This window comes from Streptomyces sp. NPDC003011, from assembly GCF_053591515.1.
On sequence record NZ_JBSFTY010000045.1, the window covers coordinates 25,160 to 51,731 of the forward strand.

Genomic DNA, 26,572 nt, shown 5'->3' on the forward strand with positions numbered 1-26,572 from the left:
CTCCGCAAACCGGGCCACCGTCCACCAACGACGCGGCGATTTCGTGACATATCTTTACCGGCTGCACCGTGACATGGCATCGGACAACAAACACGCCGCCGCCCAAGCCAGACAGGCCATGGCCCTGCTGCGCCGCTGCTTCACCGGAGCCCGGCAGGAGGCCGACGCCTACGACCTCGTGTTCGACTTCGACCCGCCGGAGGCCGAGCAGCACATCTGGCTCCTGACCGCCGGCCTCTTCGCCCTGCACCCGCAGACCCGGCCTCAAGAACACGACCGTAAGTCCTCCCTCGGAGCCGCCATGGGACGCCTTGCCAAAGAACGCGGCGACTCCGTCAAACGGCGCTTCACCCAACTCGTATCCGTCGAAGAGCAGGCAATGCCCCACTACCTGCGCCAAGCACTCCAACTGCTACGCACCGGAGGCGTGCCGCTCGACTTCTACCGCCTCCTCGACGAGCTGACGGAACTCCTCGCCGACGACCCTCGCGGTCTCAACGCCGACCGCCGTCAGCGCATCCGTCTGACCTGGGCTCGCGACTACCACCGCACCAGCAGGGCCGTCAGCAGTGTGTCCCATGACGCAGACACCGTCAGCACCACCCCGGCAACCACCTGATCTGGAGACAACAGTGCTCATCGAACTGCACCTACTGCAGTCGTTTCCCGTCAGCAACCTCAACCGCGACGACCTCGGACAGCCCAAGACCGCCCGCTTCGGCGGCTACACCCGAGCCCGCATCTCCAGCCAGTCCCTCAAACGAGCCGCCAGAAACCTGTTCACCCGGCACGGACTGGAAGAGAGCGATAAGGGCGTCCGCACGAAGCGACTGCGCGACGGAGCCGCCACTCTGCTGGCAGAACGCGGCCGACCGGAAGACCAGTCCCGAGAGATCTGCCAAGCCGCTCTGGAAGAGCTGAGGTTCAAACCCCATGCCAGCACCGGACTGACGGAATACCTGCTCTTCGTCGGCCACACAGCACAGCAGCGACTCGCCGACTACAGCGACCAGCGGTGGGAGGCCCTGGCCGAAGCGGTGGCCGCTGCCAAGAAGAAGAAAGAAAAGGACGAGAAGACACCCCGTAAGGCCGGCGCAACCAAACCGGCAAAGCCCAAGCTCAGCAAGGAGGCCCAGGAAGCAGCCCAACTCATCCTGGACGGTAGCCGCGCCGCAGACATCGCCCTGTTCGGCCGGATGATCGCAGACAACACCGACTTCAACGTCAACGCCGCCTCCCAAGTTGCCCACGCCCTGTCCACCCACGCCGTGGTCAACGAATTCGACTACTACACGGCCCTCGACGACCTACGACCGGACGCCGAACCTGCCGCAGACATGATCGGCACCGTCGACTTCAACACCGCCTGCTTCTACCGCTATGTAAACCTCGACCTGGAACAGCTACACAAGAACCTGGCAGGCGATACCGACCTCGCCGCCCGCGCAGCCCGAGCCTGGCTACTGTCCTTCATCCACGCCGTCCCCGCCGGAAAACAGAACTCCATGGCCGCCCGAACGCCCCCGCAAACTCTGCTCGGCATCGTCCGGGAAGACGGCGCCTGGAACTTGGCCAACGCATTCCTCAGCCCCGTCACCGACGTCCCGGACCTAATGGCCGAATCCACCCATCGGCTGGCCAACCACTACCAGCAGATCCGCAGCTTCTACGGCGCCAGCCAGATCCGTCACACCGTTTTCGCCTCTATCGACGGAAATCCAGGAGACTTCCCCGACGACGAGATCGCCTCAAACCTCGACGACTTCGTGACCCGGCTGCTCACCGCGACGAAGGGCTGACAAAGGCGTGCCCACCCTGCTCATGTGCTTCGACGCACCCATGCAGTCCTGGGGAACCCGGTCGAAATTCGCCCGCCGCGACACGGGAACCGAGCCCACAAAATCAGGCGTGGTAGGCCTACTCTCCGCAGCCCTCGGAGTAGCTCGTGACGACGAACAATCCATCTCCGAACTTGCCCAGCTGCGCATGGGCGTCCGCGTCGACCGGGAAGGCATCGTCGAAGAAGACTTCCACACCGTGCAGAACGTCCCCAACACTGAGGGAAAAAACCATCGGACGGTCGTCACCAAGCGGTACTACCTAGCCGACGCCCTCTTCCTCTGCGCCCTCGAAACACACGACGAGGAAAGCCTTCGCCGCCTGCACCATGCCCTTCTGCACCCGCGCTGGCCGCTGTACTTCGGACGCAAGGCATTCGTACCCGCCCGCCCGATTGTCAGCAGCGGAGACCGGGAGCCGCCAGCTATCACCGATCAATCACTCGAAGAGGCACTCGCCAGCCACCCCTGGTTGGAGAACCAGCCACGTGCCAGACACCGCGCGCGGACGAAAGCCGAAGACGAGGCTGTGCCGTGGCTACGCACCGTGGTGGACGCCGACCCCAGCATGCTGGACGTCGAGCTGCGTCACGACCACCCGATCACCTTCAGCGAGCAGGAACGACGGTACGCGCCCCGCGCGGTACACATCAGCCACGTTCCTCTCATCACCGCGATGCTGGCACATCACGAACCCTTGGCTCCGTGACGCTGCGATACTCCGAGATTCAGCTAGACGATCAGATCCGCTGCGACACGGCGAGATTCTCGAAGAGCTGACAGCGGGCCCGGATCACCATCCTCACGACGCATCTCCCTCATCGAAAGATTGGCAGCATGACTCTCTGGCTCACCCGCATCGTCCCTGACATGCACAGTCGTGAAGCACGGCGCGACCTCCGGGGAGCCAACACTGCCATGGGCCTTCACCGCCGTCTGATGTCCCTCTACCCCAACCATGCTGAACCCGACCCGCGCGCCCGCTTCGGCGTTCTCTTCCGCATTGAGGACACCTCGGATGGTCAACACATCCTCCTGCAGAGCAGCCACGAACCTGACCTCACCCGCCTCCCCGACGGATACGGCACAGCTCTCACACGCCCTCTCGATCCCCTCCTGGAAGCCCTAAAGACCGGCCTGACCATCCGCTACCGGTGCACCGCCAGCCCTGTCCGCAAACCCGGCGCTACCACTCGCGCCCGCTACAACCTCCCGGCCGCCATACCGCTTGCCGGCGAGGACGCTGACGAATGGTGGACGCGGCAAGCCGACAACGCCGGACTCAAACCGCTCACGAACCACTCCCAGGCTCTTGAGGCAGCACGTGCCGTACGAACGCCCAACAGCGGAAGCCAGGAGCAACGCATCCGCCACAACCGCATCCGCTTCGATGGCACCGCCATCATCATCAGCCCCGACCTCCTCCGCCAAAAAATCACGGAAGGTATCGGCCGCGGTAAGGCCTACGGCTGCGGCCTCCTCAGTATCGCCCCGGCAAGGAACGCGCCTTGATGCAGCCGCATGGGCAGAGTCGAGGCGCAGCCCGGCAAGGCTCGGGTGGCATCGTGAAGCGCCGCCCTGACGATCTTCAGCCGGTCTCAGCCCTTCCTTGTAAGCGGAGGTGACCCGTGGGTGGACATCACATCAGTCTTCGATTCCACCTGGTCTTCACACAGGCGAGGGCGAACCCCAGGGGCTGGCGGGCCTGGTGGACGCGTTGAACTGCCCTCCGCGTGAGCAGAGGTGAACCGAACGGCAACTCGTCCTTCTGCGTCGGCATCACCTGTCTCTCTGCGCGAGCGGAGGTGAACCGACGACCCTCTCGGGCCGCAAGCCCAGCCAATCTTTGCTCTCCGCGCGAGCGGGAGGCGAACAGCCGTGGATGTCCCGGTCCCACTGGGGATCGACTGCTCTCCGCGCGAGCGGAGGTGAACCGTAGTGCAGGCCGGCGTACGTGGTGGTGTAGCTCTGCTCTCCGCGCGAGCGGAGGTGAACCGCCGTTCTCGGCGCCCGGCCCGAGGCCGAAGTCCTGCTCTCCGCGTGAGCGGAGGTGAACCGGCCGCTGACACCGGTCGAGTGCTGATGATCCACTGCTCTCCGCGCGAGCGGAGGTGAACCGAACACGATCTGGTTGGGTGCCGCAGGGTGGCCTGCTCTCCGCGCCAGCGGAGGTGAACCGGGCCCGGACAACCGGCAGTACGTCGCCGAGTGCTGCTCTCCGCGCCAGCGGAGGTGAACCGATCCTGGAGAGCTTCGGGTACAAGGTCATGCACTGCTCTCCACGCCAGCGGAGGTGAACCGTTCGCCCGACAGGTCAACGCCGTGGGAACCGACTGCTCTCCGCGCCAGCGGAGGTGAACCGCAGATCCGCAGCATCGTTGAGGTGCAGCACACCTGCTCTCTGCGAGCGAAGGTGAACCGCAGGCGTGGCGGTATGCGGGCAACGAGACCCCCTGCTCTCCGCGCGAGTGGAGGTGAACCGACCACCACGGCCGAGATGCCCTGCTCGATGATGTGTTCTCCGCGAGAGCGGAGGTCAACCGAGTAGCTACAGCGGTGAGAACGGCTCGTGCGTCTGCTTTCCGCGTGAGCGGAGGTAAACCGTCGCCGATCAGGTTGTCCATGCGGGTCTGCGCCTGTTCTCCGCGTGAGCGGAGGTGAACCGCTCGGCATCCAGGACCGGTACGACGTCACCGACTGCTCTCCGCGCGAGCGGAGGTGAACCGGAAGAGGGAAAGCTGAAGGTAGATGGGGGGACTGCTCTCCGCGTGAGCGGAGGTGATCCAGGCAGCCGGGCCTTTCCCCCGTCCTACGGGGCCTGCTTTCCGTGCGAGCGGAGGTGAACCGGCGTTGTAGATTCAGCCGGGGATTTGCTTCACCCGTCTCTCCCTGCGAGCGGAGGTGAACCGTTCATTCCAACGATGGCGGCGGTGATGCTCAACTGCTCTCTGTGTGAACGGAGGTGAACCGGAGACCGGGCACGCGGCGGACACGATCGTCGTCTGCTCTCCGCGTGAGCGGAGGTGAACCGGCCGCGAGTGTTGCCGAGCTGAACTGACCGACCTGCTCTCCGTGCGAGTGGAGGTGAACCGGGCTTTGAGGTGCTGGTGACGCCACCGCAGGCCTGCTCTCCGCGCGAGCGGAGGTGAACCGCTCGGCGGTGTCCTGGTCGACGCAATCGAGGACTGCTCTCCGCGCGAGCGGACGTGAACCGCAGCACGTCGAGGCGATCGACACGGCGCTGTCCTGCTCTCCGCGCGAGCCGAGGTAAACCGCCGACGTCCAAGCCTTCACCTGGTCCGCAACCTGCTCTCGGTGCGAGCGGAGGTGAAACGTAGTAGTTGGCGGCCGAGCCGCCGTTGCCGTACTGCTCTCCGCGCGAGCGGAGGTGAACCGCACTTGACGGTGCCGGGTGAGGGGTGGATCGTCTGCTCTCCGCGCAAGCGGAGGTGAACCGACGCTGTCCAAGGGCCCCGAGTCCATCCTGGACTGCTCTCCGTGCGAGCGGAGGTGAACCGAGGACCTGTACGACGACGTCCGGCCTGCGGTTCTGCTCTCCGCGCGAGCGGAGGTGAACCGCACTGCATGCCGGGCGACGGAGGCCGGTGGTCCTGCTCTCCGCGCGAGTGGGGGTGAACCGGAGGGCCCCCAGGGCCGACGACTGCGGCGCACTGCTCTCCGCCGTAGCGGAGGTGAACCGTGGCCTGCGGCAACCGACACCACACTGTGGGACTGTTCTCCGCGCGAGCGGAGGTGAACCGTCCATGTGGCGGTCGGCGGTGATGCCGGCGGTCTGTTCTCCGCGCGAGTGGAGGTCAACCGAGTAGCTACAGCGGCGAGAACGGCTCATGTGTCTGCTCTCCGCGAGAGCGGAGGTGAACCGGTGTCGCGCTCCGGGGCGAACAGCCACTTGATCTGCCGCGCGAGCGGAGGTGAACCGATTGCCGGCACAGGCTGATCGCCCAGACGTTCCGCTCTCCGCGCGAGCGGAGGTGAACCGGCCTTGATCTCGTCCCAGTACAAGATGATCAGCTGCTCTCCGCGCGAGCGGAGGTAAAACCGTACTTCGCCTTCGAGGTCGACGACTTGGACAACTGTTCTCCGCGCGAGCCCAGGTGAACCGCGGCCGACGTGGCGGCCGGACATTGGCGCGGCCTGCTCTCCGCGCGAGCAGGGGTGAACCGTTCGTCAGGGACGTTCTGACAAGGTGAATCGCTGCTCTCTGCGCAAGCGGAGGTGAACCGGTGATCGTGACGCTGACCTGCGGCGGGATCGCCTGCTCTCCGCGCGAACGGAGGTGAACCGGCGCCCTTGAGGCCGGCGATCAGCGTGGCCAGCTGCTCTCCGCGCGAGCGGAGGGTAAACCGTCGATCACGATCACGACCAACAAGGTTACGCCTTGGTCTCTGCGTGAGCGGAGGTGCACCGACCGCAGGTGGCGGCGTCGGCCAGGTCATCTCCTGATCTCCGCGCGAGCGGAGGTGAACCGAGCGACCGCACGAACCAGACCAAACGCTGGGCCTGCTCTCCGCGCGAGCGGAGGTGAACCGAACGCCTACCAGGCGTCGATCGCCCAGGACCACTGCTCTCCGCGCGAGCGGAGGTGATCCGAACACCACGGCCGAGATGCCCTGCTCGATGATGTGTTCTCCGCGGGAGCGGAGGTCAACCGAGTAGCTACAGCGGCGAGAACGGCTCGTGCGTCTGCTCTCCGCGTGAGCGGAGGTGAACCGTGCCCTCACGATGTCGTCTCGGGAGGGGGCCGCTGCTCTCCGCGCGAGCGGAGGTGAACCGAGCTCCGCGCAGGGCACGCCGAACAGGTGCTCCTGGTCTCCGCGCGAGCGGAGCTGAACCGTCGTCGGGAACGGCGAGCCAACGGGAGCGCGGGTGCTCTGCGCGAGCGGAGGTGAACCGTTGCCCACCCGGGCCTCCTTCCAGCCGAAATGCTGCTCTCTGCGGGAGCGGAGGTGAACCGGTCGGGCCGACCTGTACGCCGGTGATGCCCACTGCTCTCCGCGCGAGCGGCGTGATCCGCCGGGGAACGAGGGCAGGGCCGTCGACGGGTCTGCGCTCCGGCCGGTGCAGGTGGGGCGACCAGTTCGGATGTGGCGGTCGTCTGGGTTCGCGGCACGCGAGAGTGCGCGTCGCGGTGGGACCAGGAACTGCCCCAAGAGGAAACGGCTCCGGGCCAGCACTCGGTCCTCTCGTGGGGTGCCGCGTGGTTCATGCGGTCAGGACGTCGGGACGGTCGACGACGCGCCTCGTCCAGCTGCTCGGGTTACGGGCCGCCGGTACCTGGCTGTGTTCCGATGCCCGGTTACTGTCGGTGTGTGGCAGGCGGCGGCTTCGGCGAACGCGCTCAAATGGATCATCTCGGCTCGCGCGGAGAGGTCCAACGGGGAGTAGGCCCTACTGACAATGCGCCCCCACTTCGACGCGAAGATCAGAGACAACCAAGACGGAAACGTAAACTCCACACCAGTGGGCCACAGTTGACGTGATATCTAGCCGACCCAGAGAGAGCCCATCCGCACGCCATAAAGAACTTGCCAGGTGCCTCAAGAAGCCCAGGTCAGCAAGTCTGCTCTCCGCGCGAGCGGAGGTGAACCGTCCTCAAGTCCCGCTGCCCCGCCCTGAACCGACTGCTCCCCGCGCGAGCGGAGGTGAGCCGCGCAAAGGCATCGGCGAGATGCTGCGGATGCCCTGCTCTCCGCGTGAGCGGAGGTGAACCGACGGCCAGGCCGGTGTAGAACTCGATGCGCGTCTGCTCTCCGCGTGAGCGGAGGTGAACCGTCCGTGGTGACCACGCCCAAGCGGGTCACCCGCTGCTCTCCGCGCGAGCGGAGGTGAACCGTTCGGCCGCTACGCCGTACGCCCCGACCAGTCCTGCTCTCCGCGCGAGCGGAGGTGAACCGATCACCGTCCAGTTCACAATCACGGCGAGGCCCTGCTCTCCGCGCGAGCGGAGGTGAACCGCGGGCGGGGATCGTGCGCTCGTACACGGAGGCCTGCTCTCCGCGCGAGCGGAGGTGAACCGCGGGACCGCGACTCCAGTCAGTTCAACGTGGGCTGCTCTCCGCGCGAGCGGAGGTGAACCGGTGTCGAGGTTCGCGATCCACACCGTGTTGCTCTGCTCTCTGCGCGAGCGGAGGTGAACCGCAGAACATGCTGATGACGTACGCGGTCCTGGGCTGCTCTCCGCCTGAGCGGAGGTGATCCGGAGGGCGGGAAGGCCTTCGGGGAGTTCGTGGAGTGCTCTCCGCGCGAGCGGAGGTGAACCGCTATGCACGAAAGTGCCCCATGCGCTGCGCGCCTGCTCTCCGCGCGAGCGGAGGTGAACCGCTGTCCCCCGAGGCGAGGTCCTTCACCAAGGCCTGCTCTCCGCGCGAGCGGAGGTGAATCGAGGTGCGCTCTGTTGGGCCTCACGGAGCCGGGAGCGGCGATGACTGCCGGGCAGCCATGGCGGCGACAGGTCGTGATCGGCTACACCACGACAAGGGACGTGACCGCTCTCCGCGCGAGCGGAGGTGAACCGGCCGACCGGTCGGCGGCCGGCTGGAGGGCCAACTGCTCTCCGCGCGAGCGGAGGTGAACCGGCGTCGAACATGGTGTTGCCGCAGACGAGTTGCTGCTCTCCGCGCGAGCGGAGGTGAACCAATCGGGATGCTGCGGCAGTCTCGGCCGTTGGCCTGCTCTCCGCGCCTGCGGAGGTGAACCGCGTACGGGGCCACCGAGGAGACCCTCGCAGGCCTGCTCTCCGCGCGAGCGGAGGTGAACCGTAGCCCATCTGGGTAAGGGTGGCGCCGATGTCCTGCTCTCCGCGCGGGCGGAGGTGAAGGCGGATTCGCATGATCGGCTCACATTTCAAGCGTCGCCGACACCGTGGTCGGTCCTGCGGGTCCGGCGTACGAGCCGCTGCTCTCCGTGCGAACGGAGGTGAACCGAGAGAGAGTCGTCTGCAGGTAGTCGAGGGCGCCTGCTCTCCGTGCGAGCGGAGGTGAACCGGAGAACGATGACCGACACCATGCCCGAGCAGACTGCTCTCCGTGCGAGCGGAGGTGAACCGTCCACGACCTGTGTCGAACTGGCGGCGGCGTGCTGCTCTCCGTGCGAGCGGAGGTGAACCGGTGGGGACGACGGGCGGGGCCGCGGCGAGGTACTGCTCTGCGCGAGAGCGGAGGTGAACCGCGTGACACTGCGTTGACCTGCGGTCAAGCGGACTGCTCTCCGTGCGAGCGGAGGTGAACCGTCGGGTGTGGTGGGGCTGCCGGGGACGTCGGACTGCTCTCCGTGCGAGCGGAGGTGAACCGATGGAAGAGATCCTCGAAATCGACGAGGAGTCCTGCCCTCCGCGCGAGCCGAGGTGAACCGACGGTGATAGTGCCTGTCGTGCTGGCGACGAACTGCTCTCCGCGAGCGAGCGGAGGTGAACCGGCGGAACGGCTGATGGCTCAGCAGGTCGCAACCTGCTCTCTGCGCGAGAGGAGGTGAACCGCGGTATTGGTGGGTCCTGTTCGCGCCCGTCGCCTGCTCTCCGCGCGAGCGGAGGTGAACCGGAGATCTGGCCGACTACGGCCAGGCGGCGCTCCTGCTTTCCGCGCAAGCGGAGGTTGACCGTTGAGGGCCTCGGGGAAGATCTGGTCGAGGAACTGATCTCCGCGCGAGCGGAGGTGAACCGAACCCTCGCAGCACCGAGGACGCCATCGCATGGTGCTCTCCGCGCGAGCGGAGGTGAACCGGTCCACGCCAAATTTCCGAAGGGCGGAGGAGGGTGCTCTCCGCGCAAGCGGAGGTGAGCCGTACGGGACGGTCACGAAGTGGACGCCGAAGAACTGCTCTCCGCGCGAGTGGAGGTGAACCGCTGCCCACACGCGACCTAGACGACGGGACACACTGCTCTCCGCGCAAGCGGAGGTAAACCGTTCCGGCTGTACGACGCTCCGGATCTCGACGTGTGCTCTCTGCGCAAGCGAAGGTGAACGCGGTGGGCTTCGCCGGTGGTGATGCGGCGGGTGTGTTCTCTGCGCGAGCGGAGGTGAACAGCGTTCCTCGGATTCTGGGGCGTCGACATCGACGTGCTCTTCGCGCGAGCGGAGGTGAACCGAAGGCCCTGTACTGGCCCGGCGCCGACCACCCGTGCTCTCCGCGCGAGCGGAGGTGAACCGGCGTCCTGGAGGTTGGGTTCGTCCTGGGTGTCGTGCTCCGTGCAAGCGGAGGTGAACCGGGCCGGCACGAGCAGGTGACGAACTACCAGCTGTGCTCCCCGCGAAAGCGGAGGTGAATCGGAGCCGATCACCAACGACCTGGTGAAGATCACGTGGTCTCCGCACAAGCGGAGGTGAACCGCAGGACGAGGTCGCTGGCTTCGAGCGGACGATGTGCTCTCCGCGCGAGCGGAGGTGAACCGCCGTGCTTCAAGATCCCGTGCTTGGGGCCAGTGCTCTCTGCGTGAGCGGAGGTGAACCGACGACTGCCGCAGCGTGGGCGTGGAGCGCCACGTGCTCTCCGCGCGAGCGGAGGTGAACCGGTGTCGGGCTGAATTCGGAGGACACCGACGGCCTGCTCTCCGCGCGAGCGGAGATAAACCGTTCAACGAACCCGGCGCCGGGTCCGTGCCTCTGTGCTCTCCGCGCAAGCGGAGGTGAACCGACGGTGGGCGATGCCCTATACGGTGCGGGCATGTGCTCTCCGCGCGAGCGGAGGTGAACCGAGGATCACCCTCAAGGATCTGTACACGGGCAAGTGCTCTCTGCACGAGCAGAGGTGAACCGCCGTGCTTCAAGATCCCGTGCCCGGGGCCAGTGCTCTCCGCGCGAGCGGAGGTGAACCGCTGTCGCGCATCGAGTGCGGCCGTCACCGGGCGTGCTCTCCGCGCAAGCGGAGGTGAACCGTCCTGGACCTCGATGGGCTGGATGACCATCTTGTGCTCTCCGCGCAAGCGGAGGTGAACCGATCGACGAGAGGATCATCGAGAAGCGGGACTCGTGCTCTCCGCGCAACCGGAGGTGAACCGTCCTGCAAGACCACCGTCATGCTCGGTATGACGTGCTCTCCGCGCAAGCGGAGGTGAACCGACGCCTCGCGGCAGGTAGAGAGGGAGCAGGGTCTGCTCTTCGCGCGAGCGGAGGTGAACCGTTCGAGCGGATCCACGAAGGCCCGTGCGCCAACTGCTCTCCGCGCCAGCGGAGGCCGGGCGAGAAGAAGGCCACGCTCAGGGCGGACAGCTGCTCTCCGTGCGAGCGGAGGTGAACCGCCCAGAACGGGCCCGATCTCGCCGTGTTCGCGCTGCTCTCAGCGCGAGCGGAGGTGAATTGCGCGGAGGCAACTCTTCCGTGAGCTGGCAGGGAGCTCGCTGTCGAGAGCGACCTCCCAGCAGCGCGGTGTGCCCCTGAAGAACGGTCAGCCTGAAGGCTGGCTATGCTCTGTTCAGACGTCTTGGCCAACGACACCGGTCATAGAGGCTCCGCCCCGACTGCCGGGGTGGAGCCTTCGCGCGTTGGAAGGGAAATCCGCTGCGGGCGAGTTCGAGGCGCACTCCCGAGCTGGGGCGATCGTCTCGGAAGCTGGTTGAGCTTGTCCTTCCAGGGCGCGTTCTGGACGCAGGTTGGACACAAGGATCGGAAAAGACTGACAAGGGCTGAGAAGGACTGAGGCGCCAAACCACGTCTGACCTGGGAAAACAGCCAAGGTGAGCATTGATCGACAAGGGTCGCCAAGATCCTCAAAGGACTCATAATCCGTCGGCCGTGGGTTCGAGTCCCACCCGCCCCACTGCTCGCCACGCGGGGAGAAATCTTCTGACCAGGCACTTCTCTGGTCGGGGCGAGAGTCTCAGAATCCTGGCGACACCGTGTTGATCATGATTTCATGATCGTCTGGACAAATTTCTGGACGCCGATTTCAATCAAGTCGGGCATGGCGCCTATGCGGTATTTCGTGTCGACGTCGAGCAGGTCTCTGTCCGCTCGCCCCGTGGCGGGAAGCGGCCCATGGAAACGCCCTGGCATCCGGCGCACTTCCCTCGCGTGGTCTGTTCGTGATCGATGGCCGAGCCAATGTTGGTGATGTATCTTGGGTGCATACATCGTGGGTGTTGGAGGTGTCCGATGTCCGTCACACAGATTGATCTCGACGACGAGGCGCTGGCCGAGGCCATGCGGCTCATGGGCGTCACGACGAAGAAGGAGACCGTCAACGCGGCCCTTCGGGACTACGTGGCGCGGATCAAGCGGCTTGAGGCTGCGGAGAAGTTGGCCGCGCGAGGTGCACGTGGTGAGTTCGAGCAGGCCGCGGCGGCGCATGACGCGGAGAAGCGTGCGCGACGTGAGGCCTTCGAGTGATCACGTATCTGGTGGACACCTCGGCTCTGTGGCACTTGTTTCGCACCCCAGGTGCGTTGCGGCCCTGGGAGGGACACATTGCCGCCGGGGTGTTCCACCTCTGCGAGCCGACGCGTGCCGAATTTCTCTACTCGGCAACCAGCCCGTCCCATCGGGATGAGCTCGCGGAGGAACTGGATGCGCTCTGCTTGCTCTCTCCGGTTCCGAAGAACGCCTGGCGTTGGGTCGACACCGCACAGTACAAACTGACCCAGCGGGGCCAGCATCGGGCGGCTGAGGCGATCGATCTGTTGGTGTGTGCGACAGCTGTACACCATGGGCACACCGTTCTCCACGTGGACAACGACTTCGTGACGGTGGCCGGAGTGCTCAAGGAAGTTCAGCAGCGGGACGTACGAGCCTGATCTTCAGGGGCCGGTTCACGTTGTCGGCCTGTTGGCCCCTCGATGATCGATGCCCAAGTCACTGCCCCAGAACTGTGAACCTGGTCGGTCCTCTGAGCGCAGCCGTTGCGCCGCCCAGATCCGCGAGCCGTGCGGCAAGGGTGGCCTCCGCGAGCCGGGTCGGCAGTGCGGCGTTGAACTTGAGGCCGTTCAGCGCACGCGCATCCACTGCCGGAAGGCACAGCTGATCGGCGGCTTCCGAAATGACCTTCCTCCATTCTGCGGGCGTCACGTCCTCGCGAAGTCGGATGCAGGTGTCTGTCGGCCTCTGGAGGGGATCGGCGACCGTGGTGAGTGTGGCGGGCAGAGTGGCGTTGGCCCGGTAGCCGGCCCAGGTCCACCAGCGCACACTGGTGTCGCGCCCGCCCCTCAGGACCACCGTCCCGTCGGGGTGGACCAGTTCCGAGCTGCTCTCGCGTGCCTGGGTGAGCGCGGCCTTGGCGCGCCCGGTGAGGGCGACCGGCGGGTCGGCGCCGAGGAGTACTTCCCGTGCCGCGCGAGTTAGTTCGTACGAGGCGGTCCGGCCGGAACCAGTTCCTCCCCAGCGCGCCTTGCCGCCGCCGTCGACCGGTTCGACGAAGCATCGCCGCCGGGACCAGTCGATGTACGTCACCTGCCAGCTCTGTCCGGCGAGGAGGAGGCGCCGAGGACCCGTCACCTCCTCGGTCAGCAGCGCGGGATTGGTCGTGCCGATCTCTGTACGGCCCGCGAGCACCGTGAATTCCGGAGCCGCGGTGAACACCGCGGTGAGGTCCATGAAGTGTCGGTAGCCGAAACGGCGTTCTGCTTCGGGACCGATGAAGAGCATCCCTCCGTCCTGGTCCAGAGGCTCGAGCACGGCCAGCAGGTGCCATCCCCGGTCGTCCCCCGCGAAGGCGTGCACCTCGTCGACGACGATGGCCTGCAGTCCTGAGAGGAACGCCCGGTGATCGACATTAGTGCTGACGAGCATCGCTTCCAGCGATTCCGGAGTGGTCAGCAGTACGTCCGGCCGGTCCCGCAGGATCTTCTTGCGGCGCGGCTGCGACACGTCTCCGTGCCACAGGGCGGCGGTCCGCCCCAGCCAGGAGGTGTACGTCTCCAGGCGCGGCAGAAGGTTGTTCAGCATCGCCTTCAGCGGACAGACATACAGCACCGAGGTGCCGGTCCAGTTCTCCTGCGCCATCTTGGAAAGCAGGGGGAAGGAGGCGGCCTCGGTCTTCCCGCCGGCGGTCGGAGCCAGAAGAACAGCGTCCGAGCCGTCGAGCAGCGGCTCGATGGCCCTCGGGTGTGGTGCGCTCGGTCAGCGGCCAGGTCGCCATCCGGGACCCACACCGACAGTCCCTGGAATACGAGCCGCTCGACTTCCTGGCACACCGCATCACAGCGCAGTGCGAAGTGCCGATCGCGTTCACCGACGGTCGATCGGTCGATCTGCACTACGCCGTCGACGCGATCTTCGCCGCGGCCCGTACACATGAACGCGCGCTCCAGGAAACCTGTCAGTACCGGCCGCTAACCTGAGCGGCAGCGCAGGAGTTGGGGGCCGACGTGCTGGATTGGCTGTGGCGGCGATGGGTGGGGCGGCCGACGGTGGACTGGGTCCTCGTGTTGTCGGTCACCGGCGTGCATGCGGCGGTTGTGCAGATCGCAGGTGGCGGGGATGTGCTGGCCTGGCCCGACAGGGAACAGAGGATCGCTGCCTACACCGCGACGGCGACCGTCGCCGCCGTCGTCGGCAGCTTCATCACCGCGGCCGTCACCCTGTATGCCGCAGCCACCGGGCAACGGATGCGCACGCTGCGCACACATCCTGTACAGGGGCCGCAGTTCCGTCGGAATTGGATGAGCATCCTCAGCGCGACGCTGGTGATCTCAGGGCTGTGCCTGCTGGCCATCATCCTCGACACGACGCAGCGGGACCCGGGCGGGACACACTGGTTGGCCGAAGTGGCCATAGCCCTGGGGGTGGCGCGGGCGACGCGGCTGGTGTGGCTGTTCGGCAAAGTCATAGCGGGGGGCGATATCGATCTCGCGGATGTCGCGCTCACTCCGTCGGGGCCGGCCTCGACATCGCCGCCGGTGCCGGTGCGGCGGCCGGGAGTGTGAGAGGTGTTGTGGCGGAGCCTCTGTGCATCCGGAAGGGGAATCCGCTGTGCACCCTTTCGGAGCCGGTCTCCCAGTTGAGGGAGACGGCCCCTGGGTCGGCCGGGCTTGTCCTTCCAGGACGCGTTCTGGACGCTGGTTGGACACAAGGATCGGAAAAGACTGACAAGGGCAGAGGAAGAGTGGGGCGCCAAACCTCGTCTGACCGGGGGAAACGGCCAAGATTGGCATTGATCGGCAAAGGCCGCCAAGCTCCCCAAAGGACTCATAATCCGTCGGCCGTGGGTTTGAGTCCCACCCGCCCCACCGTCCGCGCGCCTGACCTGCGGAAACGTCTCATCGGGCGTTCGGGTTCGGGACTTTGGCGCAGCGCATCGTCCCGAGCGCGGGCACGGGACGCTGCCGTCACCGCACATGCTGCCGTCACCACACATCGGCGCCGACGGTCGGCCATGACCCCCTTCAGGCCCGGCGTTTGGCGATCAGGCCTGGGACGGCGCCGGTTCGGTCGACCGGGGCAGCCGGCCGAGGCCCCGGTCGAAGCGGCGCAGGAGGAGTACGGCGGTGGTGGCGAGGCCGGTGAGGAGGCCGAGCCAGATGCCGAGGGTGTCCAGGCCGATGGCGAGGCCGAGGAGGGCCGCGGCGGGCAGGCCGACGAGCCAGTAGCCGACGAGGGTGACGCGGAAGCCGCCCTTGGTGTCGTCGAGGCCGCGCAGCAGACCGACGCCGATGTTCTGTGCGCAGTCGAAGAACTGCAGGACCGCGGCGACCAGGAGCAGCTGCGTGGCGATTTCGACCGCCCTGTCGTCACCGCTGTCGAAGAAGGGGGCGAGGATTAGGCCGGGCAGGGTCACGTACACCAGACCGACCATGGCCATCACAGTCGCCGCGCAGGCCAGGGCCGTGCTCTTCAGCCGCTGGGCCGCGGCCAGGTCGTGCAGCGCCAGCTCCCGGCTGACGCCGATGGACGCGGCGTGGGAGAGGCCGACGGCGACCTGGAAGACGATGTAGACGAGCTGGTTGACGGCGGTGTGCGCGGCCAGCGCGGCCGTGCCGAAGCTGCCCGCGAAGAGCGCGACGACGAAGAAGAAGCCCGCCTCGGAGCCGTAGGTGGCGGCGATCGGCGTGCCCAGGCCGGTGAGCCGGCGCAGGGTGGCCGGGCGGGTCTTCCAGATGGCGAGCGACAGCACCGGGGCGAGCCGGGCGTCGCGCCGGGCGGAGAAGTACAGGGCCAGGCACGACAGGGCGTACACCAGGCTGGTGGACAGGCCGATGCCCGGCAGGCCCAGGTCGGGGAAGATCCAGGTGCCGTGGATGAGGGCCCAGTTGAGGCCCGCGTTGACCGCGATCGAGGCGAGGGTGATGCGCAGCAGGGCCTGGGGGCGGCGCATGCCGACGGTGAACTGCCGTATCGCCTGGAACCACAGGCAGGGGATCAGACCGGGCGCCATGGTGTAGAGGACCGGCTTGGCGGCGTCGACCACGTCCGGGTCCTGGCCGAGCCAGATCACGGCGTGCCCGATGAGCACCATCAGGACGGCACCCGCGAGACCCGCCAGGGTCGAAAGGAGCAGGCTCGCCCGGACGAGGTCCCGGAGTTCCTCCTCGGCGGCCTCCTTGCCGGGGCCACCGGAGCCGTCCCCGGCGGATTCCGCCCGCGCGTCGGCCGCCGCGACCTGGTTGCCGACGGCGGTGACCATGCCGACGCCCATGGTCCGCAACTGGTTGAAGATCACCATGGCGAGGCCGCCCGCCGCCAGGGCCTCGGTGCCGAGCAGGCCCATCATGACGGTGTCGGTGGTGGTGAGGGCGACCTGGGCGAGCTGGGTCAGCGCCAGCGGCACGGCGAGCGAGGCGAGGGCGCGGCTGTCGCCGAGGAGGCGGGCGAGGGCGGGCGGCATCGGTTCCGTTCCTGGGTGCGGGGACTGTACGACCGGGCAGGTGTCCCTGGGCTGTTACCCCCGGGCTTCCGGCGCGACGCGGCGGAGCTTGGCGAGCAGTTCGTCCACCTCGCGTTCGACGTCGGGGGCGAGCAGGTCGCGGGCGCTCATCCAGTCGTCGTCGAAGACGGTGTCCAGGTATTTCTCCCCGCCGTCGTTGATCAGAGCGACCATAGTCGTCCCCGGCGCCAGCGAGGTCATCCGGGTCAGCGCCTCGTGCACCACCCCGCCCGCCGAGCCGCCGAGCAGCAGCCCGGTGCGGCGGGCCACGGCCCGGGCGGTGGCGAACGCCTCGATGTCGCCGACCTTCGCGCCCTCGTCGAGCAGTTCGTAGTCGACCATGGCACCGATGGTGGCGCCCTCGGGCGTACCGGTGCCCGACTGGTGGTAATCGTGCGCGGGCGGGCCGAACGCGATGGAGCCCTTCGGCTCGACGCCGACGATCCTGACGCCGGGCACGGTCCTGCGCAGCTCGCCCCCGGTGCCGAACAGCCCGCCGCCGGTGCCCACCGCGCCGATCAGGACGTCGATACGGCCGTCCAGCGCGGCGTCGAGCTCCCGGGCCACCGGGTGGTAGCCGACCGCGTTGGCGTGGTTGTTGTGCTGCTCGGTGAAGTACGCGTTGTCGGACTCGGCGGCCATCCGCTCCGCCAGCTCCTCGCGAGCCGCCGTGGCCAGCTCGTCGTCGCCCTCGTCGGCCACGTAGACGAGTTCCGTGCCCATGGCCCGCATGGCGCGCAGCTTGTCCTTGGACGCGTGGTGGTCGACGACGGCGGTGAACGTGTAGCCGCGCTCGGCGGCGACGACCGCGAGGCCGAGGCCGGTGTTGCCGGAGGTGGACTCGATGATCCGGCCGCCGGGGCGCAGCAGTCCGCGCTCCTCGGCGTCGGTCACCATCTGCCGGGCCATGCGTATCTTCGCCGTCCCGGTCGGGTTGAACTGCTCCAGCTTCAGCAGCAGCCGTGCGTCGCTCTCGGTGCGGCACAGCTCGAACAGCGGGGTGGCGCCGATGAGTTCGGAGACCTGGCGGACGATGGCCGGACGGTGCAGGGGGTGGTGGTTCATGGCGGGGAACTCCCTACGGGTGGCGGTCGAGACGCCAGCGGGGACGGGCGGAGTCGGAGGCGGACCGGGTCCGGCCGGAGTCGGACGAGGGGGTGTCGACGACGACCTTGGGCGGCAGCGGCAGCTCGTGGAACGGCGACTCGTTGGAGTCCATCTGGTAGCCCGCCGTGTTGAGGTACACCAGCAGATCGCCCGCCGCCGGCCGGACCGGGAAGGGGATCTTGCGCCAGGTCAGCATGTCCGACTCCAGGCAGGTGGCGGCGCCCACACAGGCGGGGTAGGGGCCGGCGTCGGCGAGGTCCGGCCGCTCGTACGGCACGAGCACCGGGTCCGGCAGGAACTCGCTGTCGAACCACTGCTCGGACAGGCTGAGGCTGCTGCCGTCCACGGTGAGGATGCCGTAGCCGTCGCGTTCCTTGGTGCCCTGGACCCGGAAGACCGTGCAGCCGGCCTGGTCCAGCAGCGCCCGGCCCGGCTCGACGAGCAGGGTGACACCGGCCGTCCGCAGCAGCTCGGCGAGGCTCCGGTCCTCGCCCGCCGGTGTCGTCGCGAGCAGTGCGCGCAGGGCGGCGGCTCCGGCCACGGGGGAGTGGTACGGGTAGTAGCCGGAGAAGGTCTTGTGCGCGTGGAAGTGCTCGGGGCGGGTGCTCTCGTGGAAGCGGCTCCAGCTCTCCGCGTCCACGTAGTCCACCGCGAAGCCGCCGCCGACGCTGACCCGGTCGGCCCGCAGCCCCAGGGTCCGGGCGCGCGTGCACAGCCGTACCGACTCGGCGGCCAGATCGGCCCGTTCACGGATGTCGTAGCCGGACAGGTGGAAGCTGAACCCCGCCATGTCCACGTGCTCGGTGCGGCAGCGGCGCAGGGCCGTTTCCATCTCGCCGTCGTCCAGGCCGAAGCGGCTGTGCGGCTGCCCGGGCGGCAGTCGGCGCAGCAACACCTGGGCGGGGCGGCCGAGCTCAGCGGCCAGAGCGAGGAGGCGGTCGAGTTCGTCGAGGGCGTCGACGGCGACGAGGGCGCCCTGCAGCACGGCGACGCGCAGCAGTCGGTCGTCCTTGGCCGGGCCGGTGAGGACCAGGTCCGTGCCGCGGACCCCCGCCGCCAGCGCCTCGCGCAGCTCCCCGTGGCTCGCCACGTCCACGCCGAGCCCGGCCACGGCCGCCCGTTCCACGAACGTGGCGGCCTTGTTGGCCTTCTTGGCGTAGTAGACCCGCCCGTCGACACCCGCTTCGGCGAACGCCTCCCGGAACGCTGCCGAGTTGGCGTCGAACCGCTCCGGGAACAGCACGTGGTACGGGCCGCCGAGGCCGTGGCTCAGCTCGTGCAGGAGGGCGCTGCCCGGCGGGGCGAGGAGCGCGCGCACCTCCTCGGCGAGGTGGGAGGAGAGCGCGGTGGTCACGTCCACAACGGCACCGCCGTGCCCAGCCCCTGCGCGAGGGCGAGCTGTGCGAAGCGGTGGCCGAGGGCGATGTCGGTGACGACCAGCCCGCTGTTGTACGCGAAGATCCGCTGCCCGGGGTCCGTACGGCCCTCGGCGCGGCCCGCCAGCACCTCGGGGAACTCGGCGTGGACCTGGCGGAGTTGACCGTCCGCGTCGGCCATGTCGGTGCCGGTGACGCGCATCTGCGCCTCGCTGGTGGCGATGACCCGGTCGGCCTTGTGCAGGGTGGAGGGCGCGATGCCGTAGCCGATCAGTACGGACAGGGCGGCCGGCTTGAGCCAGTCGGCCTCGACGGACGCCGGGGTGCCCGGCCCGGCGGTGGCGAGGACCACGTCCGCGTCCCCGGCGGCCGCCCTGAGGTCCGTCACGACCTCCAGCTCGCGGTCGGGGAAGTGGGCGCGCAACTGCTCGCGCACGGCCCGGATGCCGTCCGGGTGGGTGCCGAAGAGCATCAGCCGGTCCAGGTCCGGCAGGGTCGTCAGCAGGAACGGCAGGGCGAGCCGGCCCTGGGTGCCGGTGCCTATGACGAGGGCGCTGCGGCTGCCGGGGGCGGCCAGTTCACGGGCGAGGAGCGCGGAGACCGCCGGGGTGCGCAGGGCGCCGACGCGGCCGCAGTCCATCATCGCGACGGGCAGGCCGGTCTCGTCGTCGTAGAGAGTCAGCGTCGTGTAGTAGTGCTGCTTGTCGCGCTCCTCGTGGAGGCCGTACTTGTACGAGGTCTTGACCGCGACGACTCCGCGCACCCCGTCCCGGCCGAGCATCGCGTACGCGACGGAGTGGCCGTCCTGCGGTTTGACGGTGAGCTTGCGCGGATTGTCGGAGCGGCCGTCGGCCAGAGTGCGGTACGCCTGCTCCACCACGGAGACCACGTCCGGCAGCGTGATGTCTATGCCGGCCACGTCGCTGGTGCTGAGCACGCGCAGGGTCTTGTCGTCGGCTGCCATGCTGCTCCCCTGGGGTGTGCCGGTGTCGGTCATGCGAACGCCTCCACTGCGGCCTGGCCGTATCCGTGCTCCGACTTCTCGGCCGGCGGACGGGTCCGACGGCCCCGCACCCGCACGGAGGAACGTTTCAGCCAACGGTCCGTGCCGTCGTAGCGGGCCGTGAACGGGACACGGCCGTGGACGACCAGGTCGTTGTCCACGACCAGGACCTCACCGGGATCGAGGCTCACCGCCACGCTGACGCGGGCGAGTTCGTCCTCCAGGCGGGCGTAGGCGGCACGGTGATCCTCGGGCGCCCGGTCGAGCGGTGTGTAGGCCGGGTCGAAACGCAGGGTCAGACCGTCTTCCGCCGCCCACAGCGTGGGTACGGCCGGCGGTTCGCCCTCGTACTCTCGCGCCCTTTCGTAGGCGTCGTCCGGCAGGATCGGGAGAACGGGACGGCTGAGCACCTCCACGTCGCCGTCGGACAGTTCGGCCTGGCGGACGGCGGCTGCCGTGGTGGCGACGGAGTCGGGGTTGCGCATGCAGCCGAGCACCAGGAGGTGGGCGCGGCCGGGGTGGAAGGCGTCCTCGGTGTGCGGGCTGAGCAGCACGCTGCTGCTGGCGCCGGTCTGCTCCTCCTCGTGGCCGGGACTGGGCACGATGTTGTGCACGAACCGGCCGTCCTGCTGGCCCTCCCAGGCGATGGGGGTGCCCATCACGGTCGAGAGCAGCAGCAGGACGACATCGTGTACGGCACCCGCGTCCCCGGCGGTCGACCAGTGGCCGGGGGTGGGACCGATCGCCGCGTCGTCGACGGGCAGCCCGCGCAGGACGAACAGGCCGTCGGCGGTGTCGACGGGGCGGCAGGCGTGCCGGATCGGCTCGCTCAACGAGGCGGTGACGGCGGGGATGTGAGCCAGCAGGCCGGGGTCGGTCGGTGAACCGTCGAACGAGGCGAGGAGGGTGCGGGCGGCGGCGGTCAGTTCGGCCACCGAGTCGGGATCGAGCAGGCGTGCGGGGGCGATTCCCGAGGGCATGGGGGATCCGTCCGTTCCAGTGCGGGTGCGGTGCGGGGCGCGTGCAGTGGTCCACGGGCATGGCGGAGAAGGCTTCCCCGGAGAGGACCGGGTGGTCCGGGGCGGCCTCGGGTAGCCCGTCGGAAACATAGCCAGTCCACAGGAAACAGGGAAGGCTTACCTAAGAAAGATCTATGTCACACTGTTCGCGGTCTTGTCGTACAGGCGCGACACAGGGTAGGTAAGGCTCAGTTATCCAGCCAACTGCGGGAAAATGAGGAACAAGTGGAGCTGACGCGACGTCACATGCTCTGGGTCGGCGGCGCCATCGGCGCGGGCGCCCTGCTGACCGCCTGCGGGGGCGGAAGCGACAAGGAGCCGACCGGGTCCGCCACCGGCGACTCGGCCCGGCCGCGTACCGGCGGCACCCTGCGGGTCGGCGCGCTGGGTCGCGCGGGCGCCATCACCCGTGACCCTCACGGCAGTCAGGCCAACGAGAGCGACTACCTCATCATCAGCCTGCTCTACGACACACTGACCGCCCCCGGCGCCAAGCCCAACACCGAGCCCCGGCTCGCGGCGAGCTGGAAAGCCTCCGACGACCTGAAGACGTGGCGGTTCACGATCGCCAAGGGCGCGAAGTTCCACGACGGTTCGGCGGTCACCGCCGAGGACGTCGTCTTCTCGCTCAAGCGCCTGCGCGCCACCCCGGCCGGCGCCTCCCGGCTGCCGGGCATCCAGGAGAAGAACATCAGCGCCGAGGGCACCGACACCGTCGTCCTGGTCTGCGACTACGCCAACGCCGAACTGCCGCTGCTGACCAGGCTCACCACCTTCGTCATACCGAAGGGCACCGCCGACAAGGACATCGCCAAGGCCCCCGGCACCGGCCCCTTCAAGCTCGACTGGTTCCGCGGCGGCAACGCCCGCCTCGTCCGCAACGAGGACTGGTACGGCGGTGAGGTGTACCTCGACGCCATCGAGGTGAAGATCTTCGAGAGCCCGCAGGCCATGGCCAGTGCCCTGCTCGCGGGCCAGATCGACGTCGCCTCCAACGTCGGCGCCGTCGCCGCCCGTACGGCCGAGGGCCGGGGGGACATCCAGACGATCCGCCGCCCCAACGACATGGCGATGCCCATCGTCATGCGCACCGCCGACGGCCCGTTCGCCGACGCGAAGGTCCGTGAGGCGCTGCGCCTGGCCGTCGACCGCGAGGCCATGGTCAAGCAGGTCCTCTCCGGCTACGGCACCGTCGCCAACGACGTCCTCGGCACCGGCGACCCCGCCTACGACAAGGGCCTCCCGCAGCGCACCCGCGACCTCGCCAAGGCCAGGGAACTGCTGAAGGAGGCGGGCTTCGACACCTCCAAGACGTACGAGCTGTACACCACCGAGGACATCTCCGGCCTCGCCGAGTCGGCCACCCTCTTCGCCACCCAGGTCCGCGAGGCCGGGGTGAAGGTGAAGGTCGTCAAGCAGGAGTCCGGGACCTTCTGGGACAAGACCTGGCTCAAGGGCGACCTCTACACCACCTACTGGGGCACCAACGACTCCGTGGTCTTCTTCGCCAGCAAGACCATGGTCTCCGACAGCGGCCAGAACGAGGCCGGCTGGAAGGACGAGGCCTTCGACACGGCGTACGAGAAGGCCATCGGCACCGCCGGCGCGGGCGAGCGCACCGCGCTGCTGAAGGAGCTCCAGAAGATCGAGTACGACCGCTCCGGCTATCTCCTGTGGGGCATGGCCGACGGCATCGACCTCGCCGGGTCCGCCGTCCACGGGCTGCCCACGCTCCCCGGTTACGGCAGGGTCCAGCTGGAACAGGCGTGGCTGGCCCGTTGACGCCTGAGACAGCCGCGCCGGCCGGGCCCTCTCCCGTGGTGGACAGGGCCCGGCCGACCCGCGCTCCCGTCCGGCTGCTCGCCCGGGTCGGCCTCGTCGTCCTCAAGCGGGCGGTCCTGCTCGCGGTGCTCCTCGCGCTGGTCTTCGGCACGGTCGGACTGCTGCCGGGCGACGCCGCGACGGCCACCTCCGAGCGCGGCGAGAGCGCGGCCGACACCGAGGAGCGGCGCCGGCTGCTCGGCCTCGACCGGCCCGTCCTGGAACGCTTCTGGGACTGGATGAGCGGCCTGCCCACGGGGGACCTGGGTACCTCGGCACGCGGCGAGAAGGTCACGGACCTCCTGTCGACCGCCTTCCCCAACACGCTGCTGCTGGGCGGCCTGGCACTGCTGCTCACCGCCCTGCTGTCCACCGCCCTCGGCTGCTGGGCCGCGCTCCGGCCGGGCGGCCGGGTCGACCGGGCGGTGTCCGGCACGGCCACCGCCGTGCTGGCCCTCCCCGAGTTCGTGGTCGCCGTGGCCCTGGTCCTCGTGCTGTCCCTGTGGACCGGCTGGCTGCCCGCCGTGACCATCGCCGACGCCGACGGAACCCCCGCCTCCTGGGAGATGCTGATCCTGCCCGCGCTCGCGCTGACCGTCCCGCAGGCCGGCTGGAACGTACGCATCGTGCGCGCCGCCCTCGCCGACGAGGCGCGCGCGCCGCACGTGGAGACCGCCGTCCTGGACGGCCTTCCACCCCACCGCGTCCTCAGCCACCACGTCCTGCCCGGCGCCCTGCCCACCATCACCGCCGGCCTCGCCACCTCCACCGGCATGCTCCTCGGCGGCGCCGTCGTGGTGGAGACCATCTTCAACTACCCGGGCATCGGCGCCGTCCTCGCCTCCGCGGTCACCGACCGCGACAGCCCCGTCATCGCGGGTGTCACCGCGCTGTCGGGCGCGGTGATCACCGGCGTACTGCTGCTGGCCGACCTCGTACGCGACCTGACGGCGGGAGCACGGCGATGAGCCCTGGACGGCTGCCGACGCACGCTGTAGCCGTCGATGCCGCAACTCCCGATGCGCGAACTCCCGATGCCGGAACTCCCGATGCCGGAGGCCGCCGATGACCCCCCGAACGCGTGCCACGCTCCTCCGTGTGCTGCCCGCCGTGCTGCTCGTCTGCCTCGCCCTCGCCGGACCGTGGCTCGCGCCGCACGCCATCGACGCGCCCATCACCGCGCCGTACGGGGAACCGGGCGCCGATGCCGTGCTCGGCGGTGACCAGCTCGGCCGGGACGTCCTCACGCGGCTGCTGGCCGGCGGGCGTGAGCTGGTGCTCTCCTCACTGCTCGTCGCGGTGCTCGTCACCGGCAGCGCGGCGGTCCTCGGTGCGATGGGCGCCCTGCGGCCGCGCGTCGGGCGCCTGGTGGAACGGGTCGCCGACGTGCTGATGCTGCTGCCCGCCGTGCTGGGCATCCTCCTGGTCACCCTGTCGTGGCCGGACGGCGGCCGGCTCGCCGTCATCACCGCCGCCGTACTGCTCGGCGTGCCGTACGCGGTGCGCCTCGCGGCCGGCGCGGCGGCACCCGTCGCCGCCTCCGGATACGTCGAGGCCGCCGCGGCGGGCGGCGAACGCCTCTGGCACCTCGTCCTGCGCGAGGTGCTGCCCAACCTGCGCGCCACCCTCCTCGCCCTGTTCGGCCTGCGCTTCGTCGCCGCCGTCTACCTGGTCGCCACCGCCGGGTTCCTCCAGGTCGGGCCCCAACCCCCGGCAGCCGACTGGGCGTTGATGATCCGCGAGAACTCCTCCGGCATCCTCCTCAACCCCTGGGCGGTCGTCGCCCCCAGCATCGCCATCGGCCTCCTCGCCCTCAGCGTCAACCTCGCCGCGGCGGCCCTCGCCCCGCAGACCGGACGGAAGGCGGTGACCGTTCTGTGAGCCACCTACCCGACCGGTACCGGAAGGACGACGACCACCCGGCCTCCGACGGCACCGCGACCTCCCCTGCCGAGGCGGCAGTCAGGGTCTTTGGCCTCACCGTCGCCGCCCCCGACGGCCGGGTGGTCCTCCAGGACGCCGAACTCGCCCTCCACCCGGGCCGGGTCGTCGCCCTGACCGGCCCCTCCGGCTCCGGCAAGACCACGCTGCTGCGGGCCCTCACCGGACTGCTGCCGCCCGGCACGCGACGCACCGCCGGCCGGGTCGAGGTCCTCGGTCACGACGTGTTCGCCCTGCCCGAACGGGAGTTGCGCGCCCTGCGCCGCGAGCGGCTCGCCTACGTCGGCCAGGACCCCGGCTCGGGGCTGAATCCCCGGATGCGCGTCCGCTCCCTGCTCCGGGAACTCGCCGACGACCGGACCCCGGAGGCGATACGGACGCTCCTCGCCGAGGTACGGCTGCCGGACGACGGCGCCCTCGCCGCCCGTCGCCCCGCCGCACTGTCCGGCGGACAGCAGCGCCGAGTGGCCCTCGCCCGTGCCCTGGCCCGCCGCCCCGAAGTCCTGCTCCTGGACGAGCCGACCGCCGGGCTGCACCCAGAACTCCGCGACGAGATCGGCGCGTTGCTACGGCACCTTGCAGCCGAGCACCGCCTCGCCGTCGCGCTCTCCTGCCACGACCCCGAACTCGTCGAGCGCATCGCGGACGAGGTGGTGGAACTCGGCACGTACGCCGGCGCGCACACCGGCACCGCCGGCGCGTACACCGGCACCTGTACGGGGGCGACCGCCGCAGCCCGTACGGCCGAGGTACCGCCGGAGCGGCAGACGCCCCCGGCCGCAAGCGAACTCGTCCTCGACGTACGCGATCTCCGCGTCACCTTCGGCCGTCGCTCGCAGGCCCCCGCGCTGGACGGCGTCGCCCTCGCCGTCGCGCCCGGCTCGGCGACCGGGATCGTCGGTGCCTCGGGCTCCGGCAAGACCACACTGGTCCGTGCCGTGGTCGGCTTGCAGCCGGTCACCGCCGGCACGATGAGCCTCGCCGGGGTGCCGCTGAGCACCGGACTGCGCGGCCGGAGCCGCGAACAGCGGCGCCGGGTCCAGCTGGTCACACAGAACCCGCTCAGTGCGCTCAACCCCAGCCGCACGGCCGGCGCCACGGTCGGCAGGCCGATGCGACTGCACCGGCGGTGCCGGGCGGGCGACGTGGCCGCGCGCGTGCTGGAGCTGCTCGAACAGGTGGGTCTGCCGCCCGAGTTCGCCGACCGGTATCCGCACGAACTGTCCGGCGGACAGCGTCAGCGCGTGGCCATCGCCCGGGCGCTCGCCGCCGATCCGGACGTCCTGATCTGCGACGAGGTCACCTCGGCGCTGGACTCCGCCACCGCCGAGGCGGTCATGGACCTGTTGGTCCGGCTGCGAGAGGAGCGCGGCACGGCCCTCGTCCTCATCAGCCACGACCTCCCGCTCATCGCGGACCGCACCGACACGGTCACCGTCCTCGACGCGGGCCGCACGGTCGAGTCCGGCCGCACGGCAGCCGTTTTCGCCGCTCCGGGCCACGCGGCGACCCGGGCTCTCCTGCGGACCCCGGTGAGGATGACGTGACGTACTCGGCCTCTCTCCGGGGAGAAGGCCCAGCCTTGACGAGGGCCGTCCGGGCTCGGTCCGCCCCGCCTGGGCGGGCCGCGATCGAGGCCGCGTCGAGGCCGCGTCGAGG

At 69.1% G+C, this 26,572-nt stretch carries 17 protein-coding genes, 1 pseudogene and 3 CRISPR repeat arrays; of the genes and pseudogenes, 12 read left to right on the top strand and 6 right to left on the bottom strand.

From position 1 onward, the window contains the following. Nucleotides 1–73 precede the first annotated feature (73 nt). The 6 genes from casB to ACWD0J_RS23220 all read left to right on the top strand — a co-directional run bounded on the left by casB (nucleotide 74) and on the right by ACWD0J_RS23220 (nucleotide 12,582). Nucleotides 74–619, top strand: coding sequence for a type I-E CRISPR-associated protein Cse2/CasB (gene casB / locus ACWD0J_RS23195; RefSeq protein WP_451497713.1), 546 nt, complete (start codon nucleotides 74–76; stop codon nucleotides 617–619). A gap of 13 nt (nucleotides 620–632) precedes the next feature. Beyond that, nucleotides 633–1,799: a type I-E CRISPR-associated protein Cas7/Cse4/CasC gene (gene cas7e, locus ACWD0J_RS23200; protein ID WP_451497714.1), complete on the top strand. Its 1,167-nt coding sequence runs from the start codon at nucleotides 633–635 to the stop codon at nucleotides 1,797–1,799. A 7-nt stretch (nucleotides 1,800–1,806) separates the two neighbouring features. Then, the gene (gene cas5e / locus ACWD0J_RS23205) at nucleotides 1,807–2,547 is read left to right on the top strand and encodes a type I-E CRISPR-associated protein Cas5/CasD (protein ID WP_451497715.1); all 741 of its coding nucleotides are present in this window, start codon (nucleotides 1,807–1,809) and stop codon (nucleotides 2,545–2,547) included. Between the two features lie 128 nt (nucleotides 2,548–2,675). Further along, nucleotides 2,676–3,350 carry a type I-E CRISPR-associated protein Cas6/Cse3/CasE gene (gene cas6e / locus ACWD0J_RS23210; RefSeq protein WP_451497716.1) on the top strand — a complete coding sequence of 225 codons (675 nt, stop codon included), beginning with the start codon at nucleotides 2,676–2,678 and terminating at the stop codon, nucleotides 3,348–3,350. A 395-nt stretch (nucleotides 3,351–3,745) separates the two neighbouring features. Continuing rightward, nucleotides 3,746–4,201: a CRISPR direct-repeat array (repeat unit 29 nt; unit sequence CTGCTCTCCGCGCGAGCGGAGGTGAACCG). 3,218 nt (nucleotides 4,202–7,419) lie between these two features. Next, a CRISPR array of direct repeats spans nucleotides 7,420–8,242; the repeat unit is 29 nt; unit sequence CTGCTCTCCGCGCGAGCGGAGGTGAACCG. Between the two features lie 511 nt (nucleotides 8,243–8,753). Beyond that, nucleotides 8,754–9,210: a CRISPR direct-repeat array (repeat unit 29 nt). A gap of 2,734 nt (nucleotides 9,211–11,944) precedes the next feature. Then, nucleotides 11,945–12,178, top strand: coding sequence for a type II toxin-antitoxin system VapB family antitoxin (locus ACWD0J_RS23215; RefSeq protein ID WP_053672219.1), 234 nt, complete (start codon nucleotides 11,945–11,947; stop codon nucleotides 12,176–12,178). After that, nucleotides 12,175–12,582 (top strand): PIN domain-containing protein, encoded by a 408-nt coding sequence (locus ACWD0J_RS23220; protein ID WP_451497717.1) that lies wholly within the window; start codon nucleotides 12,175–12,177, stop codon nucleotides 12,580–12,582. The genes ACWD0J_RS23215 and ACWD0J_RS23220 overlap by 4 nt, the downstream gene beginning before the upstream one ends. A 58-nt stretch (nucleotides 12,583–12,640) precedes the next feature. On the opposite strand, the pseudogene ACWD0J_RS23225 reads toward ACWD0J_RS23220, so the two are convergent. Beyond that, nucleotides 12,641–13,882: pseudogene (locus ACWD0J_RS23225) on the bottom strand (DEAD/DEAH box helicase); the annotation flags it as partial. Between the two features lie 11 nt (nucleotides 13,883–13,893). On the opposite strand from ACWD0J_RS23225, the gene ACWD0J_RS23230 reads away from it, so the two are divergent. Together ACWD0J_RS23230 and ACWD0J_RS23235 are read left to right on the top strand one after the other, a co-directional pair. Next, a complete protein-coding gene (locus ACWD0J_RS23230) occupies nucleotides 13,894–14,124 on the top strand; it encodes a hypothetical protein (protein ID WP_451497718.1) in 231 nt (76 codons plus the stop codon). Nucleotides 14,125–14,151: 27 nt separating this feature from the next. Further along, a complete protein-coding gene (locus ACWD0J_RS23235) occupies nucleotides 14,152–14,709 on the top strand; it encodes a hypothetical protein (protein ID WP_451497719.1) in 558 nt (185 codons plus the stop codon). A gap of 479 nt (nucleotides 14,710–15,188) precedes the next feature. Here ACWD0J_RS23235 and ACWD0J_RS23240 read toward each other — a convergent pair whose 3' ends face one another. Genes ACWD0J_RS23240 through ACWD0J_RS23260 form a run of 5 tightly spaced genes read right to left on the bottom strand, consistent with a single transcriptional unit; the run spans nucleotide 15,189 to nucleotide 21,112 of the window. After that, a complete protein-coding gene (locus ACWD0J_RS23240) occupies nucleotides 15,189–16,607 on the bottom strand; it encodes an MATE family efflux transporter (protein WP_451497720.1) in 1,419 nt (472 codons plus the stop codon). 54 nt (nucleotides 16,608–16,661) lie between these two features. Further along, nucleotides 16,662–17,711 carry a cysteine synthase family protein gene (locus ACWD0J_RS23245; RefSeq protein ID WP_451497721.1) on the bottom strand — a complete coding sequence of 350 codons (1,050 nt, stop codon included), beginning with the start codon at nucleotides 17,709–17,711 and terminating at the stop codon, nucleotides 16,662–16,664. A 13-nt stretch (nucleotides 17,712–17,724) separates the two neighbouring features. Next, nucleotides 17,725–19,107, bottom strand: a complete 1,383-nt coding sequence (locus tag ACWD0J_RS23250; RefSeq protein ID WP_451497722.1) for an alanine racemase — start codon at nucleotides 19,105–19,107, stop codon at nucleotides 17,725–17,727. After that, nucleotides 19,104–20,126, bottom strand: coding sequence for an ornithine cyclodeaminase family protein (locus ACWD0J_RS23255; RefSeq protein WP_451497723.1), 1,023 nt, complete (start codon nucleotides 20,124–20,126; stop codon nucleotides 19,104–19,106). Before ACWD0J_RS23255 ends, ACWD0J_RS23250 begins: the two co-directional genes overlap by 4 nt. Beyond that, complete coding sequence (locus ACWD0J_RS23260) at nucleotides 20,123–21,112, bottom strand: TauD/TfdA family dioxygenase (RefSeq protein WP_451497724.1); 990 nt, start codon at nucleotides 21,110–21,112, stop codon at nucleotides 20,123–20,125. Before ACWD0J_RS23260 ends, ACWD0J_RS23255 begins: the two co-directional genes overlap by 4 nt. Before the next feature lie 285 nt (nucleotides 21,113–21,397). Here ACWD0J_RS23260 and ACWD0J_RS23265 point away from each other — a divergent pair, with 285 nt between their 5' ends. The 4 genes from ACWD0J_RS23265 (at nucleotide 21,398) to ACWD0J_RS23280 (ending at nucleotide 26,460) form a co-directional block, all read left to right on the top strand. Beyond that, entirely contained in the window at nucleotides 21,398–22,933 is a 1,536-nt protein-coding gene (locus ACWD0J_RS23265) for an ABC transporter substrate-binding protein (protein ID WP_451497749.1), read from the top strand. Nucleotides 22,934–22,971: 38 nt separating this feature from the next. Further along, nucleotides 22,972–23,940 carry an ABC transporter permease gene (locus ACWD0J_RS23270; protein WP_451497725.1) on the top strand — a complete coding sequence of 323 codons (969 nt, stop codon included), beginning with the start codon at nucleotides 22,972–22,974 and terminating at the stop codon, nucleotides 23,938–23,940. A gap of 97 nt (nucleotides 23,941–24,037) precedes the next feature. Further along, nucleotides 24,038–24,853, top strand: a complete 816-nt coding sequence (locus ACWD0J_RS23275) for an ABC transporter permease (RefSeq protein ID WP_451497726.1) — start codon at nucleotides 24,038–24,040, stop codon at nucleotides 24,851–24,853. After that, entirely contained in the window at nucleotides 24,850–26,460 is a 1,611-nt protein-coding gene (locus ACWD0J_RS23280; RefSeq protein WP_451497727.1) for an ABC transporter ATP-binding protein, read from the top strand. Before ACWD0J_RS23275 ends, ACWD0J_RS23280 begins: the two co-directional genes overlap by 4 nt. Nucleotides 26,461–26,572 lie beyond the last annotated feature (112 nt).

Bases quoted from the DNA above. Each gene is read 5' to 3' on its own strand.
- casB (WP_451497713.1), top strand. From the start codon at position 74: ATGGCATCGGACAACAAACACGCCGCCGCCCAAGCCAGACAGGCCATG.
- cas6e (WP_451497716.1), top strand. From the start codon at position 2,676: ATGACTCTCTGGCTCACCCGCATCGTCCCTGACATGCACAGTCGTGAA.
- ACWD0J_RS23215 (WP_053672219.1), top strand. From the start codon at position 11,945: ATGTCCGTCACACAGATTGATCTCGACGACGAGGCGCTGGCCGAGGCC.
- ACWD0J_RS23240 (WP_451497720.1), bottom strand. From the start codon at position 16,607: ATGCCGCCCGCCCTCGCCCGCCTCCTCGGCGACAGCCGCGCCCTCGCC.
- ACWD0J_RS23245 (WP_451497721.1), bottom strand. From the start codon at position 17,711: ATGAACCACCACCCCCTGCACCGTCCGGCCATCGTCCGCCAGGTCTCC.
- ACWD0J_RS23255 (WP_451497723.1), bottom strand. From the start codon at position 20,126: ATGACCGACACCGGCACACCCCAGGGGAGCAGCATGGCAGCCGACGAC.
- ACWD0J_RS23260 (WP_451497724.1), bottom strand. From the start codon at position 21,112: ATGCCCTCGGGAATCGCCCCCGCACGCCTGCTCGATCCCGACTCGGTG.
- ACWD0J_RS23265 (WP_451497749.1), top strand. From the start codon at position 21,398: ATGCTCTGGGTCGGCGGCGCCATCGGCGCGGGCGCCCTGCTGACCGCC.
- ACWD0J_RS23275 (WP_451497726.1), top strand. From the start codon at position 24,038: ATGACCCCCCGAACGCGTGCCACGCTCCTCCGTGTGCTGCCCGCCGTG.